The following is an 18,333-nucleotide window of genomic DNA, read 5'->3' as shown; positions in this document are numbered from 1 at the left end:
GAATGCGTAAGTTAATGATCCCAGTATTGGTGGTTGCACTAGCACTGATGCTAATGTCGGTATTTGTGGTCCCTGAAGGTGAGCGCGGTATCGTTGTTCGATTTGGTCGTATCTTAAAAGATAACAATGATATTTCTCGTATCTACGAGCCAGGTCTGCACTTCAAAATGCCTTTGTTTGATAACGTTAAGCGTCTAGACGCACGTATTCAAACTATGGATGGTCGTTCTGACCGTTTCGTAACGTCAGAGAAAAAAGACGTTATCATTGATTCGTACGTGAAATGGCGTATCGAAGACTTTGGTCAATACTACCTAGCAACAGGTGGCGGTAACGCACTGACTGCACAGGCGCTGTTAGAGCGTAAAGTGACTGACGTGCTTCGTGCTGAAATCGGTTCTCGTGAAATCAAACAGATTGTATCGGGTCCTCGTAACAAAGCCGTGTTACCTGACGAGTCAGAGCTAGACGATACAGTTTCTGAAGCAGCACGTGCTGCGGTAGAGATTGATGGTGAGCGTGACAAGATCATGTCTGTAGTACTCGACGATACTCGTCAAAGTGCGATGGATGATTTAGGTGTTCGCGTGGTTGATTTCCGAATGAAGAAAATCAACCTACCGGATGAAATCTCTGAATCTATCTACCGTCGTATGCGTGCTGAGCGTGAATCAGTTGCACGTAAGCACCGTTCTCAAGGTCGTGAGAAGGCTGAGATTATCCGTGCTCAAGCTGAGCTAGAAGTGGCAACAGTTCTAGCTGAAGCTGACCGTACTGCTCGTGTTACTCGTGGTGATGCAGACGCTAAAGCGGCTAAGATCTATTCTGATACTTACAGTAAAGATCCTGAGTTCTATAGCTTTGTTCGTTCATTGCATGCGTATGAGAAATCTTTCTCTGAGAAAGGGGACATCATGGTTCTCGATCCTAAGAGTGACTTCTTCCGCTTCATGAATGATTCAAACGGCGCACCAAAGAAGTAAACTAGATTAAAGTATTACAAAGGCTCCTGTTTAGGAGCCTTTTTTGTTGATAGAGGAATAGGCGTAATGTCGCAAGGAATTTGGATAGCCATTGGCTTAGTGTTGGTTTTAGAAGGCTTAGGTCCGCTGTTAGCACCTAATGCATGGCGAAAAATGATGGCACAAATGAGCCAACAGCCAGATAACCAGTTACGTAGGTTGGGCGGTTGTTTAGTCGTTGCTGGAGCTGTGATCACTTTTATGTTGCTGTAAAGGTGGGCAACTTAGGGTTTTACACTGAACTTAATTTGAATATCTCTAATTATTTTATAGCGAGTGCTTAAAAAATGACTGCAAATTTAATTTTTCGGTGCTAAAATCCTTTTTTAACTAGCAATCAGAATCGGAAAGATGGGAAATAACGTAGTTGTTTTAGGCACCCAATGGGGTGACGAAGGTAAAGGTAAAATCGTTGACCTTTTAACTGAAGATGCAAAGTATGTGGTGCGCTATCAAGGCGGTCACAATGCAGGCCACACTCTAGTTATTGACGGTGAAAAAACCGTTTTACACTTAATTCCATCAGGCATCTTACGCGATAATGTTAAATGCATTATTGGTAACGGTGTTGTACTTTCTCCGGAAGCCCTTCTAAATGAAATGAAGCCTCTTGAAGAGCGCGGAATTCCAGTACGCGAGCGTCTATTCATTTCAGAAGCGTGTCCGTTAATTCTTCCTTACCACATCGCTATTGACCAAGCTCGTGAGCTTGCTCTTGGTAAAAAAGCTATCGGTACAACCGGTCGTGGTATTGGTCCAGCATACGAAGATAAAGTTGCTCGTCGCGGTCTACGCGTTGGCGACCTATTCGATAAAGCAGCATTCGCTGAGAAACTAAAAGTAATTATGGAATTCCATAATTTCCAATTAGAACATTTCTACAAAACAGACACAGTAAGCTACGAAGAAGTGCTTGAGCAAGCGATGAGCTATGCTGACCTTCTAACGTCTCTTGTTATCGATGTGACTGATGAGCTAGATGCTGCTCGTAAACGTGGTGATAAAATCATGTTTGAAGGTGCACAAGGTACTCTTCTAGACATCGACCACGGTACTTACCCGTACGTAACTTCTTCAAACACTACTGCTGGTGGCGTAGCCGCTGGTTCTGGTTTTGGTCCACGTCATATCGGTTACATTCTAGGTATTGCAAAAGCTTACTGTACTCGTGTTGGTTCAGGTCCATTCCCAACAGAATTGTACGATGGTCTAGAAAAACAAGATCCTATCGGCAAACACCTAGGTGAAGTGGGTAATGAGTTTGGCGCAACAACTGGACGCCTACGCCGTACTGGTTGGTTTGATGCTGTTGCAATGCGTCGTGCTGTACAAATCAACTCAATCTCAGGCTTCTGTCTAACTAAACTAGACGTACTTGATGGTCTTGAAGAGCTAAAAATCTGTATTGGCTACAAGATGAAAGACGGTTCTGTACTAGAAGTTTCTCCAATGGCTGCTGAAGCATTTGAAGAAGCAACGCCTATCTACGAAACCGTACCTGGTTGGTCTGAAAACACCTTTGGTGCTACATCTCTTGAGCAATTGCCACAAGCAGCTCTAGATTACATCAAACGTATTGAAGAACTAACAGGCGTGCCTATCGATATCATCTCGACTGGCCCTGATCGTAACGAGACTATGATTAAGGTTCACCCATTTAACTAATCATTAAATGATTGACCTTAAATAAAAAAACCGGCTTTCGCCGGTTTTTTTGTGATTGCTATAATGGATTAAAGCACTTTATGTGGACCGAAACACTCGTAGTGAAGTTGGTCTTTATCAAAGCCAAGTTTAACCAATTGTTCTGCTGCAAATTGCATGAAAGGAACAGGACCACAGAAATACACTTCGGCATTGTTTGGTAGTTGTTGTTGGTTTAGCTGAGACAGATCAATCAAGCCTTCAAATTGGAAATCTTCTGCTTGTTTATCACTTTCTAGTGGTGCGCGGTACCAAGTGAACTGCTGTAGATTGCTGTGTTTGTTACACAGTTCAGTGACGTGATCTTTAAAAGCGTGTTGTTCGCCATTTTCAGCCGCATGTAACCAAGTCACTGCTTTATCAGAACCTTGCAGTGCTTCTAGCATAGATAGCATAGGAGTAAGGCCAACACCGGCAGAAACCAGTACCACAGGTTTATCTGATTGGGCTTGCAAGAAGAAGTCACCCGCCGGTGGCGCGACTTTAATGATGTCACCTTGTTGTAGGTCATCATGTAAGAAGTTAGACACTCGGCCTTCGCCATCACGTTTTACTGAGATACGGTAAGTTTTACCATTTGGCGCAGCAGAAAGGCTGTATTGACGAATTTCTTGGTTTTCAAATTTCTCAGTATTGATGTAAATACCTAAGTATTGTCCAGGATTGAAATCCATTACCGCTTTGCCATCAGTAGGCTGTAGTACAAAGCTAGTAATAACTGAACTCTCTTGCGTTTTTTCGATAACTTCGAAATCTCTCAGTCCACGCCAACCGCCAGTGTGTTGTTCGTTATCAACATAAATGTCTTCTTCACGTTGAATAAAGATATTCGCTAATACGCCGTACGCTTCACCCCAAGCATCTAGCACTTCTTGACCAGGAGAAAAAAGTTCATCAATCGTTGCTAGAAGGTGGCCACCAACAATGTTGTATTGTTCTGCCGTGATCATAAAGCTAGTGTGTTTTTGTGCAATTTTTTCTACTACAGGTAATAGAGCACCGAGATTATCAATATTAGCTGCGTAACCACAAATGGCATTGAATAGCGCTTCTCTTTGATCGCCATTGCGTTGGTTACTCATGTTGAATACATCTTTTAACTCTGGATTGTGAGCAAACATACGGTCATAGAAATGAGCGGTTAATTTAGGGCCAGTTTCTGCTAGAAGAGGAGCAGTGGCTTTAACTGTATCGATCGTCTTTTGTTCCAACATCTTAGTATTCCATTTAAAGGTGTATTTTATATTCATGTTCAGTGTTGTATAAATTGTATATTAAAGTCAACAAAAGAATTACACTGTGAGGTTGATACGGAGTACCACTATGCAAATTACTAGCTTTACTGACTATGCGATACGAACACTTATTTATTTGGCTGCCCTTAAAAAGGATGAGCTTACTAATATCACTCAAGTGAGTGAGGTATTCGATATTTCACGTAACCACATGGTTAAAATCGTGAATAAGCTAGGACAGAAGGGATTTATTGAAACGATTCGCGGTAAGAATGGTGGTATTAGACTTAATAAGCCAGCCAATGAGATAAATATTGGTGATGTCATTCGTGAATTAGAGCCGATGAAGGTCATCAATTGTGCTCCGGAATTTTGTCATATCACTCCGGCTTGCCGTCTTAAAAGTTACCTGCACAAAGCCAAAGAGGCTTTTTTAGCAGAGTTGGATAAATGTTATCTAGACGACTTAGTTGATAATAATTCCGATTTGATGATTCTTTTGTCGAAAGGATAGACCCATAACCGAGTTATTTTACTAATTGTTAAAGCATTTTTTCCTTGTGGCGCATTACTAGAATATACTTTACTTAATTATTCTATTTAATGAGCACGCCCATGTCCGATTCTAAATCTCTTGACCCCCATGCAGATCGAGAGGCTAAAAATTACGAGAACCCAGTACCAAGCAGAGAGTTTCTTTTAAGCTTTCTCGAGAGTGCGGGGGTGCCAATGAATCGCAACGATCTATTCACCGCTCTTGAACTGGCCGGTGAAGATCAATATGAAGGCTTACGTCGCCGATTAAACGCTATGTTGCGTGATGGTCAGCTAGTCTTCACTCGCCGTCAATGTTACGCCCTTCCTGATAAACTCGAAATGATCAAAGGTTATGTCATCGGTCATAAAGATGGCTTTGGATGGGTGCGTCCTGAAGGCGTTATCGGCAAAGAGCAGGACTTAGTTCTACCATTTCATCAAATGCGTAGCATCATCCACGGTGACTATGTACTAGCGCAACAATCAGGCACGGATAAACGCGGCCGCAAAGAAGCCAGAATTGTTCGCGTACTTGAAGAGCGAGCAATGAAAATTGTTGGGCGCTTCTTCCTTGAGTTTGGTCATGCTTACGTAGTGGCTGATGACTCTAGAATTCATCACGATATTCTTATTCCTAAAGAGCACCGAATGGGCGCTCGAATGGGGAACGTGGTCGTAATTGAAGTCACTGACCGCGGTAATCGTTCTCGCGGAATGACAGGTAAAGTGGTTGAAGTGTTAGGTGAAAACCTAGCGCCGGGCATGGAAACTCAAATCGCCATCCGTACTCATCAAATCCCTAATGAATGGCCAGAAGAAGTTACCAAGCAAATAACCTCTCTGGCAGAAGAGGTTCCAGAAGAAGCGAAAAAAGGTCGGGTAGATCTTCGAGAGTTACCATTAGTGACTATTGATGGTGAAGATGCGCGTGACTTTGATGATGCGGTTTATTGTGAAAAGAAAAAAAGCGGTGGCTGGCGTTTATGGGTCGCTATTGCCGATGTGAGTTACTACGTGCGCCCAGATTCTGCGCTAGATAAAGAAGCGATTAATCGCGGTAACTCAGTGTATTTCCCATCTCAGGTTGTACCTATGCTACCTGAAGTGTTGTCGAATGGTTTATGTTCGCTTAATCCACAAGTCGACCGCTTGTGTATGGTGTGTGAGATGACCGTCTCTGAAAGCGGTAAGCTTTCTGGTTATAAGCATTATGAAGCGGTAATGAACTCTCACGCGCGTTTAACCTACAACAAGGTCAACGATATTCTTAATGGCGACCAAGAGTTAAATCAACGCTATGAGACGTTAGTTCCACATCTGCAAGAACTGCATAATATGTATCGCACTCTTAAACAGTCGCGTGACCTGCGTGGTGCGATTGAGTTTGAAACGGTCGAAACCAAATTCATCTTTAATGCCGATAGAAAAATTGATCGCATTGAACCTGTGGTACGTAACGATGCGCACAAACTGATTGAAGAGTGCATGATCTTAGCAAATATCGCTTCTGCCTCTTTAGTTGAAAAACTCAAAGAGCCTGCGTTGTACCGAGTGCATGAAACTCCAGGTGAACAGCGTTTAGTGGGCTTTAAAGACTTCCTGAGTGAGCTTGGTTTAACCCTGAATGGTGGTTTAGCACCATCCCCAACGGATTATGCCGATCTCATGCACATCGTCACTCAGCGTCCGGATAAAGAGCTTATTCAAACAATGCTACTACGCTCGATGAAACAAGCTGTGTATAATCCAGATAACGCCGGCCACTTTGGCTTGGCTCTGAAGCGTTACGCACACTTTACCTCACCGATTCGTCGCTATCCTGACTTGCTATTGCACCGTGCAATTAAGTACCTCATTGCCAAGCAAGAAGGGCGCAATACCGACCGTTGGACACCAACGGGGGGTTACCATTACTCATTTGATGATATGGATGTGTTTGGTGAGCAATGCTCAATGACTGAGCGTCGCGCCGATGATGCGACTCGCGATGTGACTGATTGGCTCAAATGTGAGTACATGCAAGATCACGTCGGTGAAGAGCTAGACGGTGTGATTGCCAATGTGACGGGTTTTGGATTCTTTGTCCGATTAACAGAGCTGCACATTGACGGATTGGTGCACATATCAACATTAGCTAATGACTATTATCGCTATGATGCGATCAGTCAGCGTTTAGTGGGTGAAAGCTCTGGGCAAATTTATCGCCTTGGTGACACGGTAAAAGTGAAAGTATTAGCCGTTAATTTGAACGACAAGCAAATTGACTTTGAAATGGTGGGTAGCCAACGCACTCCAAGAGGCAAAGGCAAAACCGCCAAGAAACGTTTAGTTGAAGATGCTAAGCGTTTTGATGATAAGAAAAAATCAGGCTCGTCAGAGGGAAGACGCTCTAGACGTGCCAAAGCTAAGGTTGAACCAACCGTTCGCCCTGATGGCAGTAAGGACAGTGCGCCTGCACCTAAAAAGCCAAAATCAAACAAAGCGAAGAAAAACAAAGCTCGTGGCAAAAAGAATACAGCTCGCGCCCCTAAGAAATAAGAGAAGCAATTAAATGAGTAACGAATATATTTATGGCATCCATGCAGTGAAAGCTGTGTTGGAAAAAGATCCTGTACGTTTTATTGAAGTATTTGTTTTAAAGGGGCGTCAGGACGACCGTTTGTTACCTTTAATCAATCTATTGCAATCTTACGGTGTTTCTATCCAACAAATGGGTCGCAAAGCACTGGATGACAAAGCAAAAGGTGCAAACCATCAAGGTATTATAGGACGTGTTAAAGCGGCCAAAGCCTTGAATGAAAATGACCTAGATACCATTTTGGCTGCTGAGCAAAATCCACTACTGCTGATTTTGGATGGCGTAACCGATCCGCACAACCTTGGCGCATGTCTACGTAATGCTGACGCAGCCGGTGTCGCCGCTGTCATCGTTCCAAAAGACAAGTCTGCACCATTAACCGCGACAGTAAGCAAAGTTGCTTGTGGCGCGGCAGAGACAGTACCTTTGATTCGTGTCACTAACCTTGCGCGCACTATGCGTCACCTACAAGAGCAAAATGTATGGATTGTTGGTACCGCAGGCGAAGCCACTCATGATGTTTATCAAAGCAAGCTAACAGGCCCATTGGCAATTGTAATGGGAGCCGAAGGGGATGGCATGCGCCGTTTAACCCGCGAGACTTGTGATGACTTAATCAAGATCCCAATGGCCGGCTCTGTTTCTAGCTTGAACGTATCCGTTGCCTCTGGAGTATGTTTGTTTGAAGCGGTAAGACAGCGTCTAAGCTAATTTTGTTGTCGATAGCATTAAATGAGATAGGAGCTTCGGCTCCTATTTTTGTGGTAACAAACGGTGGCTTGTAGCCATTTTTATACCTGTGATTTTTATTTTCATCATTTGCATATAACCTCTTTAAAATACAAAGAGTTATGAATCTAAGTGCTTGGAATAAAGGGCGAATAGTCGGACTGACAAACTATCTTGTGCAGAAACGGTGTTTTTGCTTGATCTTATTGAACGGTTTCTGTACTATTTGCCGTCCTTAAAACTCGGTCATTTATCTTTAGTTCCTTGCTTCCTCTGGACGACCGGGCCACTCGTGGAAGCTAATAATCCGTAAGGAGCAACACATGCGTCATTACGAAATCGTATTCATGGTGCACCCTGATCAAAGCGAGCAAGTTGCTGGCATGATCGAGCGTTACACTGGTTCTATCAACGAAGCTGGCGGTACTGTACACCGTCTAGAAGACTGGGGTCGTCGTCAACTGGCTTACCCAATCAACAAGCTTCACAAAGCTCACTACGTTCTTATGAACGTTGAAGCTGATCAAGCTGTGATCGACGAGCTAGAAACTGCTTTCCGTTTTAACGATGCAGTTCTACGCAACATGATCATGCGCACTAAAGGCGCTGTGACTGAGCAATCAATCATGCTTAAGCAAAAAGAAGAGCGTGCAGAGCGTGCTCCTCGTCGCGAAGAGCGTACTGAAGCTAAGCCAGAAGCATCTGCTGAGTAATTGATTGTATGACCAATCGAATGGATTTAAGCGGCATTGTTGCTAAAGATCCTATTCGAACACGAAGCCCCTCAGGGATTTTACATTGCCAATTTTGGCTCGAGCATCGCTCAAATGTAATGGAAGCCGAGCTTCCGAGACAGGTTTACTGTCGAATGCCAGTGGTGGTGAGTGGTAAAAGGTCGCACACATTAACTCAAGAACTAGTTAAAGGCAGTTCAATCAAGGTAAGTGGCTTTGTCGCTTATCAAACAAGCCGAAACGGTTTGGGAAAATTGGTTTTACATGCCGAAGATATCACTCAAATTTAAGATCAGGAGATAGCCCATGGCTCGTTTCTTCCGTCGTCGTAAATTCTGCCGTTTTACTGCAGAAGGCGTACAAGAGATTGATTACAAAGACGTAGCAACTCTTAAAAACTACATCACTGAAGCTGGTAAAATTGTACCTAGCCGTATCACTGGTACAAGCGCTAAATACCAACGTCAACTAGCTCGTGCAATCAAGCGTTCTCGCTACCTAGCACTACTTCCGTACACTGATAAGCATCAGTAATCGGTCGGTTTATTAAGAATAGAGGATTAAATAATGCAAGTTATTCTACTTGATAAAATCGGTAACCTAGGTGCACTTGGCGACACTGTTAACGTTAAATCTGGTTACGCTCGTAACTACCTTATTCCTCAAAATAAGGCAGTAATGGCTACTAAAGCAAACGTTGAAATGTTTGAAGCACGTCGTGCTGAACTTGAAGCTAAAGTTGCTGAGCACCTAGCTGCAGCTGAAGCACGTGCTGAGAAAGTTAACTCTCTAGAAGCAGTTGTTATTGCTTCTAAAGCTGGTGACGAAGGCAAACTATTCGGTTCTATCGGTACTCGTGACATCGCTGACGCAGTTACTGCTGCTGGCGTTGAAGTTGCTAAGAGCGAAGTTCGTCTTCCAGAAGGCGCACTACGTAACACTGGTGAGTTCGAAGTAAGCGTTCAACTTCACTCTGAAGTTTTCGCTACTGTGAAACTACAAGTTGTTGCTGCAGAGTAATTTTTTACTCTGAAGATGACTTTAAAACACCGGCCTTGGTCGGTGTTTTTTTATGCCCAAAATTTGTTAAATGTTAGAACAAGAACAGTAGGTTAACGGAAAACACCGAATCAGTATGGCTCAGTCCATCCGGAACTTTGTTGTGGTATTGACGGTTGTGTACCAACTTTAATGCAATATCTTCGGTAATTTCATTAATCACTGAAATCTCAGTATCGGTTCTAGTGTTACTTTCACCTGCGACTACAGTGACATCGGTTCCTATCGATAGAGACTTAATCGGTTTCCAAACCAAAGATAAATTACCCCTGATAATTGCTTCCTGCACCGTCTCTTTCATGATGATATCGTCATCATCAATCTCTTCTAAATTAGGTTCTTGGTATCGATAACCCGGTCCCAATTCGCCTTCAATCAACAAGTGTTTGGTATTGGTTATCTGATAACCCATACCAGCAGATACGGTATAGTCAGTAAAATAGGCACTGTATTTAGAGTCGTAACCATTGAAGTTAGAGTAAGCGTAGCTTTTAGGACCTAGCTTATAATCCCCCTGTAGATCATAAGTCGATTGTCGTTTGTCTTCTGCACCATCTTTATACAATAAGTAATATTTCCATTCTCCAGTCAGACGATAGCGATTTTTAATGTATTCACCGCTAAGACGTGCATTGAGAGATTCGGAATCAGAATTACCTGAATGGGCTTGATAGCCAAATTCAACTTCGCTTTTGAAGGGGGAAGGGCTTGCGATATCGGTATCAGTCAGCTCTTCCGCATGGGGTGCTGAGCACAGCAGTGATCCCAGACAAAATAGCAATTTTTTTGACACAAAATACCTCAAACTAAAATATTGCTTATGAATTGTACTTAAACCTACTAAAAATACGTCAAGATGAGGTAAACAATGATAGACGTTTATGCACTTTCTATCCTAATAATATCTTTCTTAAAGTTGCAAATAATAGTGTCTATTTTTATGACCTCATCTATTAAAAATAATTTTCTAAACAGATCATGTTTAGCATTGGTATAATGCAAAGAATAGAAGGTCACTGAGCACATCCATGGCAGATCAACGAACGAATAAAAAACAAGACTCCCAAGTCGAAGCAATCAAAGCTCCACCCCATTCATTAGAAGCTGAGCAGTCAGTTATTGGCGGGTTGTTGCTGGATAACGAGCGTTGGGATACGGTTGCCGAGAAAGTAATGGCAATCGATTTCTACAGTCGACCTCATAGACTGATTTTTGAAGCAGTTAAAACTCTGCTTGAAGATAGTCAGCCATTGGATTTAATTACCTTATCTGAATTTTTAGAGCGTCGTGAACAGCTTGAAGATGTTGGTGGGTTTGCCTACTTAGCTGATCTGGTTAAAAACACCCCGAGTGCGGCCAACATTAATGCCTATGCAGAGATTGTTGCAGAAAGAGCCGTGGTGCGAAACCTAATTGGTGTGGCCAATGAGATTGCCGATGCGGGTTACGATCCTCAAGGTCGTTCTTCGAGTGATCTGGTGGATTTTGCTGAGAGCAAAGTGTTTGCCATTGCTGAAGAGCGTTCAAACGAGAAAGACGGTCCACAAAGCGTTGACAACATCCTTGAGAAAACTCTAGAACGTATCGAAACTCTATACAAAACCCCACAAGACGGGGTGACAGGTGTTAACTCAGGTTTCAATGACTTAAATAAGAAAACGGCAGGTTTACAACCTTCCGATCTTATTATCGTAGCAGCTCGTCCATCAATGGGTAAAACCACCTTTGCCATGAACTTGTGTGAAAACGCTGCCATGGATTCGGATAAACCCGTTTTGATATTCTCTCTAGAGATGCCCTCAGAACAAATCATGATGAGAATGCTCGCGTCACTGTCTCGCGTTGATCAAACCAAAATCCGTACTGGTCAGCTCGATGACGAAGATTGGGCACGAATTTCATCGACCATGGGTATTCTTATGCAGAAGAAGAATATGTTCATCGATGATAGTTCAGGCTTAACACCGACAGAGCTTCGCTCACGCGCACGTCGTATCGCGCGTGACAATGGTGGCCTAAGCCTCATCATGGTCGATTACCTGCAGTTGATGCGTGTTCCGGGTATGCAAGACAACCGTACTTTAGAAATTTCTGAAATTTCACGCTCATTAAAAGCATTAGCAAAAGAACTTAACGTTCCAGTGGTGGCGCTTTCACAGCTTAACCGTTCCTTGGAGCAGCGTGCCGATAAACGTCCGATCAACTCAGATCTACGTGAATCCGGTGCGATCGAGCAGGATGCCGATTTGATCATGTTCATCTATCGTGATGAAGTTTATAACCCAGATAGCGCCATGAAAGGTACTGCTGAAATTATTCTCGGTAAACAGCGTAACGGCCCAATTGGTTCAGTTCGTTTAACATTCCAAGGGCAGTATTCACGCTTTGATAACTATGCTGGCCCTGCATTTGATTATGATGATGAGTAGGAAATATCATGGGTAAATTAAGGGCTGCTGTTGCGTCTATCAATACAGATGCATTACGTCATAATATTCAACGATTACATGAACAAGCACCTAATAGTCGTTTGTTGGCAGTAGTAAAAGCTAACGGTTATGGTCATGGCTTACTGGAAGTGGCTAAAAATGCGGAAGGAGCAGATGCCTTTGCGGTTGCTCGTATCGAAGAAGCACTGCAACTGCGCTCCGGTGGTATTGTGAAGCCCATTTTATTACTGGAAGGTTTTTACTCTGACAGTGATTTGCCAATTTTGGTCACCAATAATATTCAGACAGTGGTGCACTGTGAAGAGCAGCTAATTGCTTTAGAGCAAGCTGAGCTAGAAAACCCTGTGGTAGTGTGGTTAAAAATGGACACAGGCATGCATCGCTTAGGTGTGCGTCCAGAGCAATACGATGAATACATTCAGCGCTTACACAATTGCAAAAACGTTGCGCATCCATTGCGTTACATCAGCCATTTTGGCTGTGCTGACGAGCCTGATAATCCAATTACTTCACAGCAAATAGAGCTTTTTGAAGCGACGACGTCACAGTGTGAAGGAGAGCGTTCAATTGCTGCTTCAGCTGGCATTTTGTCGCGCAGTGATAGCCACTTTGAGTGGGTACGTCCAGGGATTATTATGTATGGTGTATCGCCATTTGATGATAACGATGCTCAGCAAATGGGTTATCGCCCAGTAATGACTTTAAGCTCTCACCTCATTGCTGTTAATGAGCTAAAAGCGGGTGAAAGTGTAGGTTATGGGGCTAATTGGGTTAGTGAACGCGATACCAAAATAGGCGTTATTGCCGTAGGTTATGGTGATGGATACCCACGCACGGCACCAAATGGTACGCCGGTGTGGATAAATGGACGTAAGGTTCCAATCTCGGGACGAGTATCAATGGACATGTTAACCGTTGATCTTGGACCAGATGCTAAAGATGAAGTTGGTGACTTGGCAGTGCTCTGGGGAGAGTCTTTGCCAGTAGAAGAAGTGGCTAGATATGTAGGTACAATTAGCTATGAATTAGTGACTAAACTGACTTCTCGTGTGATACCTGTTTACATTAAAGATGCTATTTAGCCTATTAAATGAAGAGGCGACTCTTCTATAATCGATGAAAATACTTATCGATGAAAACACTTGGATGCCATTGTTAAGCCCAAGTGAGTAACAATAAATATTAAAAGAATTATTTGGACGACACTCTAATTAACTGTCGCCGTTAAAGTCCGTATCAGGGGAGCTCAATAACTTTATTGGGCGAAACTAAAATTAAAATAATGGGAACTCATAATGTTGAAGAACATCAATCCAACGCACACTGATGCATGGAAAGCCTTAACTGCTCACTTTGAATCAGCACAAGATATCGAAATGAAAGATCTGTTTGCTGCAGATTCTAAGCGCTTCGAGAACTACTCAAAAAGTTTTGGTGACGATATCTTAGTCGATTACTCAAAGAACTTAGTGAACGACGAGACTATGCAGCACCTGTTTGATCTTGCAAAACAAACAGAGCTTAAGTCAGCAATCGACGCCATGTTCTCTGGCGAGACCATCAACAAAACAGAAGGTCGTTCAGTTCTTCATACTGCACTTCGTAACCGTAGCAACACACCAGTTGTTGTCGGCGGCGAAGATGTAATGCCAGCCGTGAATGCGGTTTTAGACAAAATTAAATCATTCACTGATCGCGTGATTGGCGGTGAGTGGAAAGGCTACACAGGTAAAGCGATTACCGATATTGTTAACATCGGCATCGGTGGTTCTGATCTAGGCCCATACATGGTGACAGAAGCACTTTCACCATATAAAAATCATCTAAACCTACACTTTGTTTCTAACGTTGACGGCACTCATATTGCTGAAACACTGAAAAAAGTGAACCCAGAAACAACGCTGTTCTTAGTGGCTTCTAAAACCTTTACCACACAAGAAACCATGACCAATGCACACAGTGCGCGTGATTGGTTCCTAGCAGATGCTAAAGATGAAGCGCATGTCGCTAAACACTTTGCCGCGCTATCAACTAATGGTCAGGCTGTGTCTGAGTTTGGTATTGATACTGACAACATGTTTGAGTTCTGGGACTGGGTTGGTGGTCGTTACTCACTATGGTCAGCAATCGGTTTGTCTATTGCATTAGGTGTAGGTTACGACAACTTCATTGAGCTACTAACCGGCGCTCATGAAATGGATAACCACTTCAAATCGACAGAGCTAGAGAACAACATCCCAACTATCTTGGCTTTGATTGGTATTTGGTACAACAACTTCCACGGTTCAGAGTCAGAAACGATTCTTCCGTACGATCAGTACATGCACCGCTTTGCCGCTTACTTCCAACAAGGCAACATGGAATCTAACGGTAAATACACAGATCGCAACGGCGATGCAGTGGATTACCAAACAGGTCCTATTATCTGGGGTGAACCAGGTACTAACGGTCAGCACGCTTTCTACCAGTTGATCCACCAAGGCACTAAACTGATTCCTTGTGACTTTATTGCTCCTGCAAACAGCCACAACCCAACGGGCGATCATCATCAGAAATTGATGTCTAACTTCTTCGCTCAAACAGAAGCGCTAGCATTTGGTAAGTCTCGTGAAGTTGTAGAGGCAGAGTTGGTTGCCGCGGGTAAGTCAGCGGAAGAAATTGCAGAGCTAGCGCCATTTAAAGTGTTTGAAGGCAACCGTCCAACAAACTCTATTTTAGTGAAGCAAATTACGCCACGCACTTTAGGTAACCTGATTGCAATGTACGAACATAAGATCTTTGTACAAGGTGTTATCTGGAATATCTTTACCTTTGATCAGTGGGGCGTAGAACTAGGCAAGCAACTGGCAAGCCAAATCTTACCTGAGCTAGCAGACGGTACAGAAGTTGATTCACACGATAGCTCAACTAACGGTCTAATCAACGCATTTAAACAACTGCGTGCTTAAAATCTAAGATATTAAGCGAATACGGGTATCGGTTAGTAAATAAAGGTCAGCCAAGTGCTGGCCTTTTTGTTGCCTATCTTTTAAGGAAATTGTAAGTCGCTAATTGCATTCCGAATCCAAAAGAGTAATATAGCCTTTTAGATGGCTAGAAGTCCCATATGGATATACGGAGTAACAATGAAAGGTTTTAAACGAGTAGTGAGTTTGGCATTTATCTCAGCATTGGCTTTAGGGCTAACAGCGTGTGGTAAAGAAGAAGCGAAAACCATCAAAATTGGCGCAACAGTTGGGCCGCACGCTCAAGTGGTTGAAGCCGTAGCCAAAGAAGCGGCCAAGCAAGGCATCAATATAGAAGTGGTGCAATTCTCTGATTACGTGACGCCAAATGCCGCACTCGACGATGGTAGCATTGATTTAAACAGCTACCAGCACCAACCTTTCTTAGACAATTACAACCAAGGGCATGATTCTCATCTAGTATCTATTGGCCGTTCAATACTGATGCGTATGGGTATCTACTCCAACAAATTTAACTCTATTGAAGCTTTGCCAAATAAAGCGCGTGTTGCGATTCCAAACGATCCAACCAATGGCGGTCGTGGTTTACTACTATTTGCTGACGCAAAGCTAATTACACTAAGACCGGGTGTAGGCTCTAAAGCCACATTAAAAGACATTATCGACAACCCTAAACAACTAGAGTTTGTCGAAGTAGACGCCGCGCAACTGCCTCGCTCTTTAGATGATGTGGATGCCGCCGCTATCACCATGAACTACGTGATGTCTTCAGGCTTAGACCCTAAAAAACAAGGCATCTATTTAGAAGCCAAAGATGCACCACTTGCGGTTATGGTTATCGCCGCTCGTGAAGATCAAAAAGACAATCCTACCTACCAGAAAGTAGTGAAAATCTTCCAATCACAAGCCACTCGTGATTTCTTAGCGAAAACCTTCAAAGGTACGATAGAACCTGCGTTCTAATCTGCATTAGCAACAACATAGAACAACAAGATTTAAGCCCACTGAGAGCATATCGAGGTGGGCTTTGTTGTATATAGATAAAGACTATTATTGATGGCGGTTCAACCAAACCGTATAATCCGCACCTCAAAGTAGAAGTGAAGGTCACTTTTTCTTAAAACACGGACTCAATCACTTGGTCTCGTGCTACGTGGTTCAACAAAAGGTCTTAGCTATGTATCCATCATCTCGTTTATCTGTCGCCCCAATGCTCGATTGGACAGATCGCCATTGTCGTTACTTCCATCGACTACTGTCGCAGAATACTCTGTTATATACCGAGATGGTGACCACCGGTGCCATTATTCATGGTAAAGGTGATTTCTTGCGTTTTAGCGAGCAAGAACATCCGATTGCATTGCAGCTTGGTGGTTCCAATGCCAAAGATCTTGCTCATTGTGCCAAGCTTGCTGAAGAGCGTGGTTATGATGAGGTGAACTTAAACGTAGGTTGCCCTTCTGACCGAGTGCAGAACGGTCGTTTTGGTGCATGTCTAATGGCCGATCCTCAGCTGGTGGCAGATTGCGTGGCAGAGATGAAGTCTGTGGTTGATATTCCAGTGACGGTGAAAACCCGTATTGGTATCGATGAACAAGACTCGTATGAGTTTTTGACAGACTTTATATCAACGGTAAACGAGAAGGGCGGTTGTGAGCACTTTACTATTCATGCTCGTAAAGCATGGTTAAGTGGTTTAAGCCCTAAAGCAAACCGTGAAATTCCACCTTTGGATTACCCGCGCGCTTATCAGATCAAGAAAGACTTTCCGCATCTTGATATCGCGGTAAATGGTGGCGTAAAAACATTAGATGAAACACTAGAGCATCTTAAACATCTTGATGGGGTAATGATTGGCCGTGAAGCCTACCAAAATCCATATCTATTAGCTGAGGTTGATCAGCTGATCTTTGGTCAAGATAAACCGATTATTAAACGTAGCGAAGTAGTTGAGCTGATGTACCCGTATATTGAGCAACAACTATCGGAAGGTGCTTACTTGGGGCATATTACTCGTCATATGTTAGGTTTGTTCCAAAGTATGCCGGGTGCGCGTCAATGGCGTCGTTACATCAGCGAAAACGCGCACAAACCAGGTTCGGGTATCGAAGTAGTTGAAGCCGCACTGGCTAAAATACCTAAAGAGTTAGGTGTGTAGAATTAACCAATAACTGGTTGTTTTTACCAAGTTTCGTTTTATAGAAAAGCCATCATGTTATGTGATGGCTTTTTTTGTTTACTTATCAAGTGGTTATATTTTTCGCTGTTTTGGCAAGGTACTTGCTTTATAGTAACTAGAGGGGATCTTGGAACAAGTTTTTGATCTCAAATGAATTTTGGAGAGTAACCATGTTTGAGCTACTGATGCTAGTGATGTTCTTCGGTGTATTTTTCTTTGTTGGCTTAACATTCTTTGGCTTCTTTATGGCATTTCTTGCAGTCTTTACCTTTAGCGTGATCGTAGGCTTGCTAGGAGCAGCATTTAATTTTCTGCCTTATCTGGTGGTTGGATTAATTGTTTATTGGCTAATTAAGCGTAACAGAGCTTGTTCATAAGCTTGCTTATTGATTTATCTAAAGTTTACCTATGCTACTATCTGCTTATAAAGTAACGATTTTGGTTTTCTTAGAGGTAGATAATGAGCAAATGGACTTTGATTGCGGCAATAGGAACTGCTGCATTGGGCGCTTCTTGGTCGGTACAAGCAAAAGTGATTGAACCCGGTGTTCATGGCAAAGTTACCGCCGATATGTTCTGGGGCAGTACTAAAATTCGAGAAACTCGCTTTGCTGATGATGAATTACCAGTGTTGTCTGCGCAAATTGAACATGATGTTCCCTACCTACCTAATTTCAGAATTCGTTACACAGGGCTAGATACCGACTTTCTTGCCCATGATAAGTTTGACTACACCTTTTACTACCGCCCGTTACGAACTGAAAATCTTGAATTTGATGCTGGGTTTACTTTAACGGATTATCGAGATAGCCGGTTTTACGATCCTGAAACCAATACCACTATCGATTTTGATAGTGTGATATTCAGTTGGTTCGCAAATGCCTTAATCCAAGTGCCAAATAGTAACTTTGCTGTCATTGGCGAGTTTGATTTTGGTGAGACCGATGAGTTGAAGTCGGCGGATTTAACCGGTGCCATTCAATACACTGTGGCATTTGACTCTGCCGACATAGTATTACGCGGTGGATACCGAGTGCTCGATTACACCTTTAAAGAAGTGGATAAGAAAGCCTACGGTTTTGTGGATGGCTGGTTTGCCGGTGTGCAAGTTGCTTTTTAAGCGTGTTATTTGATCGATAT

The 18,333-nt window shown here is 43.1% G+C and carries 19 protein-coding genes; 17 read left to right on the top strand and 2 right to left on the bottom strand.

Going from position 1 to position 18,333, the window contains the following annotated elements:
* Window positions 1-2 precede the first annotated feature (2 nt).
* From hflC to QV280_RS11500, 3 genes are all read left to right on the top strand, one after another.
* Complete coding sequence (gene hflC / locus QV280_RS11510) at window positions 3-983, top strand: protease modulator HflC (protein ID WP_023405195.1); 981 nt, start codon at window positions 3-5, stop codon at window positions 981-983.
* 66 nt (window positions 984-1,049) lie between these two features.
* Entirely contained in the window at window positions 1,050-1,235 is a 186-nt protein-coding gene (locus tag QV280_RS11505; RefSeq protein WP_023405196.1) for a DUF2065 domain-containing protein, read from the top strand.
* A 138-nt stretch (window positions 1,236-1,373) separates the two neighbouring features.
* Entirely contained in the window at window positions 1,374-2,687 is a 1,314-nt protein-coding gene (locus QV280_RS11500) for an adenylosuccinate synthase (RefSeq protein WP_023405197.1), read from the top strand.
* Between the two features lie 68 nt (window positions 2,688-2,755).
* Here QV280_RS11500 and hmpA read toward each other — a convergent pair whose 3' ends face one another.
* The gene (gene hmpA, locus QV280_RS11495) at window positions 2,756-3,940 is read right to left on the bottom strand and encodes an NO-inducible flavohemoprotein (RefSeq protein WP_152822420.1); all 1,185 of its coding nucleotides are present in this window, start codon (window positions 3,938-3,940) and stop codon (window positions 2,756-2,758) included.
* Between the two features lie 109 nt (window positions 3,941-4,049).
* On the opposite strand from hmpA, the gene nsrR reads away from it, so the two are divergent.
* The 7 genes from nsrR (at window position 4,050) to rplI (ending at window position 9,559) form a co-directional block, all read left to right on the top strand.
* Window positions 4,050-4,475 carry a nitric oxide-sensing transcriptional repressor NsrR gene (nsrR, locus tag QV280_RS11490; protein WP_023405199.1) on the top strand — a complete coding sequence of 142 codons (426 nt, stop codon included), beginning with the start codon at window positions 4,050-4,052 and terminating at the stop codon, window positions 4,473-4,475.
* A gap of 101 nt (window positions 4,476-4,576) precedes the next feature.
* Window positions 4,577-7,036 carry a ribonuclease R gene (gene rnr / locus QV280_RS11485; protein WP_152822423.1) on the top strand — a complete coding sequence of 820 codons (2,460 nt, stop codon included), beginning with the start codon at window positions 4,577-4,579 and terminating at the stop codon, window positions 7,034-7,036.
* Window positions 7,037-7,049: 13 nt separating this feature from the next.
* Window positions 7,050-7,787, top strand: coding sequence for a 23S rRNA (guanosine(2251)-2'-O)-methyltransferase RlmB (gene rlmB / locus QV280_RS11480; protein ID WP_023405201.1), 738 nt, complete (start codon window positions 7,050-7,052; stop codon window positions 7,785-7,787).
* Between the two features lie 341 nt (window positions 7,788-8,128).
* The gene (gene rpsF / locus QV280_RS11475) at window positions 8,129-8,518 is read left to right on the top strand and encodes a 30S ribosomal protein S6 (RefSeq protein ID WP_021715029.1); all 390 of its coding nucleotides are present in this window, start codon (window positions 8,129-8,131) and stop codon (window positions 8,516-8,518) included.
* A gap of 8 nt (window positions 8,519-8,526) precedes the next feature.
* The gene (gene priB / locus QV280_RS11470) at window positions 8,527-8,829 is read left to right on the top strand and encodes a primosomal replication protein N (RefSeq protein ID WP_021715030.1); all 303 of its coding nucleotides are present in this window, start codon (window positions 8,527-8,529) and stop codon (window positions 8,827-8,829) included.
* 16 nt (window positions 8,830-8,845) lie between these two features.
* Window positions 8,846-9,073: a 30S ribosomal protein S18 gene (gene rpsR, locus QV280_RS11465; protein WP_000090472.1), complete on the top strand. Its 228-nt coding sequence runs from the start codon at window positions 8,846-8,848 to the stop codon at window positions 9,071-9,073.
* Between the two features lie 33 nt (window positions 9,074-9,106).
* Complete coding sequence (gene rplI, locus QV280_RS11460) at window positions 9,107-9,559, top strand: 50S ribosomal protein L9 (RefSeq protein WP_023405202.1); 453 nt, start codon at window positions 9,107-9,109, stop codon at window positions 9,557-9,559.
* Between the two features lie 73 nt (window positions 9,560-9,632).
* Here the strand turns inward: rplI and QV280_RS11455 are convergent, their stop codons facing one another.
* Window positions 9,633-10,355 carry a DUF481 domain-containing protein gene (locus QV280_RS11455; protein ID WP_052029636.1) on the bottom strand — a complete coding sequence of 241 codons (723 nt, stop codon included), beginning with the start codon at window positions 10,353-10,355 and terminating at the stop codon, window positions 9,633-9,635.
* A 271-nt stretch (window positions 10,356-10,626) separates the two neighbouring features.
* Between QV280_RS11455 and QV280_RS11450 the strand changes: the two genes are divergently transcribed.
* The 7 genes from QV280_RS11450 (at window position 10,627) to QV280_RS11420 (ending at window position 18,313) form a co-directional block, all read left to right on the top strand.
* Window positions 10,627-12,027 carry a replicative DNA helicase gene (locus QV280_RS11450; protein ID WP_023405204.1) on the top strand — a complete coding sequence of 467 codons (1,401 nt, stop codon included), beginning with the start codon at window positions 10,627-10,629 and terminating at the stop codon, window positions 12,025-12,027.
* 8 nt (window positions 12,028-12,035) lie between these two features.
* Entirely contained in the window at window positions 12,036-13,130 is a 1,095-nt protein-coding gene (gene alr / locus QV280_RS11445; RefSeq protein ID WP_023405205.1) for an alanine racemase, read from the top strand.
* Window positions 13,131-13,343: 213 nt separating this feature from the next.
* Entirely contained in the window at window positions 13,344-14,996 is a 1,653-nt protein-coding gene (pgi, locus tag QV280_RS11440) for a glucose-6-phosphate isomerase (protein ID WP_152822426.1), read from the top strand.
* Between the two features lie 177 nt (window positions 14,997-15,173).
* A complete protein-coding gene (locus QV280_RS11435; RefSeq protein WP_152822429.1) occupies window positions 15,174-15,977 on the top strand; it encodes a MetQ/NlpA family ABC transporter substrate-binding protein in 804 nt (267 codons plus the stop codon).
* A 214-nt stretch (window positions 15,978-16,191) separates the two neighbouring features.
* On the top strand, window positions 16,192-17,172 hold the full coding sequence (gene dusA / locus QV280_RS11430) for a tRNA dihydrouridine(20/20a) synthase DusA (RefSeq protein ID WP_152822432.1): 981 nt from the start codon (window positions 16,192-16,194) through the stop codon (window positions 17,170-17,172).
* A gap of 191 nt (window positions 17,173-17,363) precedes the next feature.
* Complete coding sequence (locus QV280_RS11425; protein ID WP_023405208.1) at window positions 17,364-17,570, top strand: envelope stress response protein PspG; 207 nt, start codon at window positions 17,364-17,366, stop codon at window positions 17,568-17,570.
* Between the two features lie 83 nt (window positions 17,571-17,653).
* Window positions 17,654-18,313 carry a TIGR04219 family outer membrane beta-barrel protein gene (locus QV280_RS11420; protein WP_023405209.1) on the top strand — a complete coding sequence of 220 codons (660 nt, stop codon included), beginning with the start codon at window positions 17,654-17,656 and terminating at the stop codon, window positions 18,311-18,313.
* Window positions 18,314-18,333 lie beyond the last annotated feature (20 nt).

This window comes from Vibrio sp. B1Z05, assembly GCF_052955985.1.
Note: the sequence above shows the minus strand (reverse complement) of the source record. Positions and strands in the feature narration are given on the sequence as shown.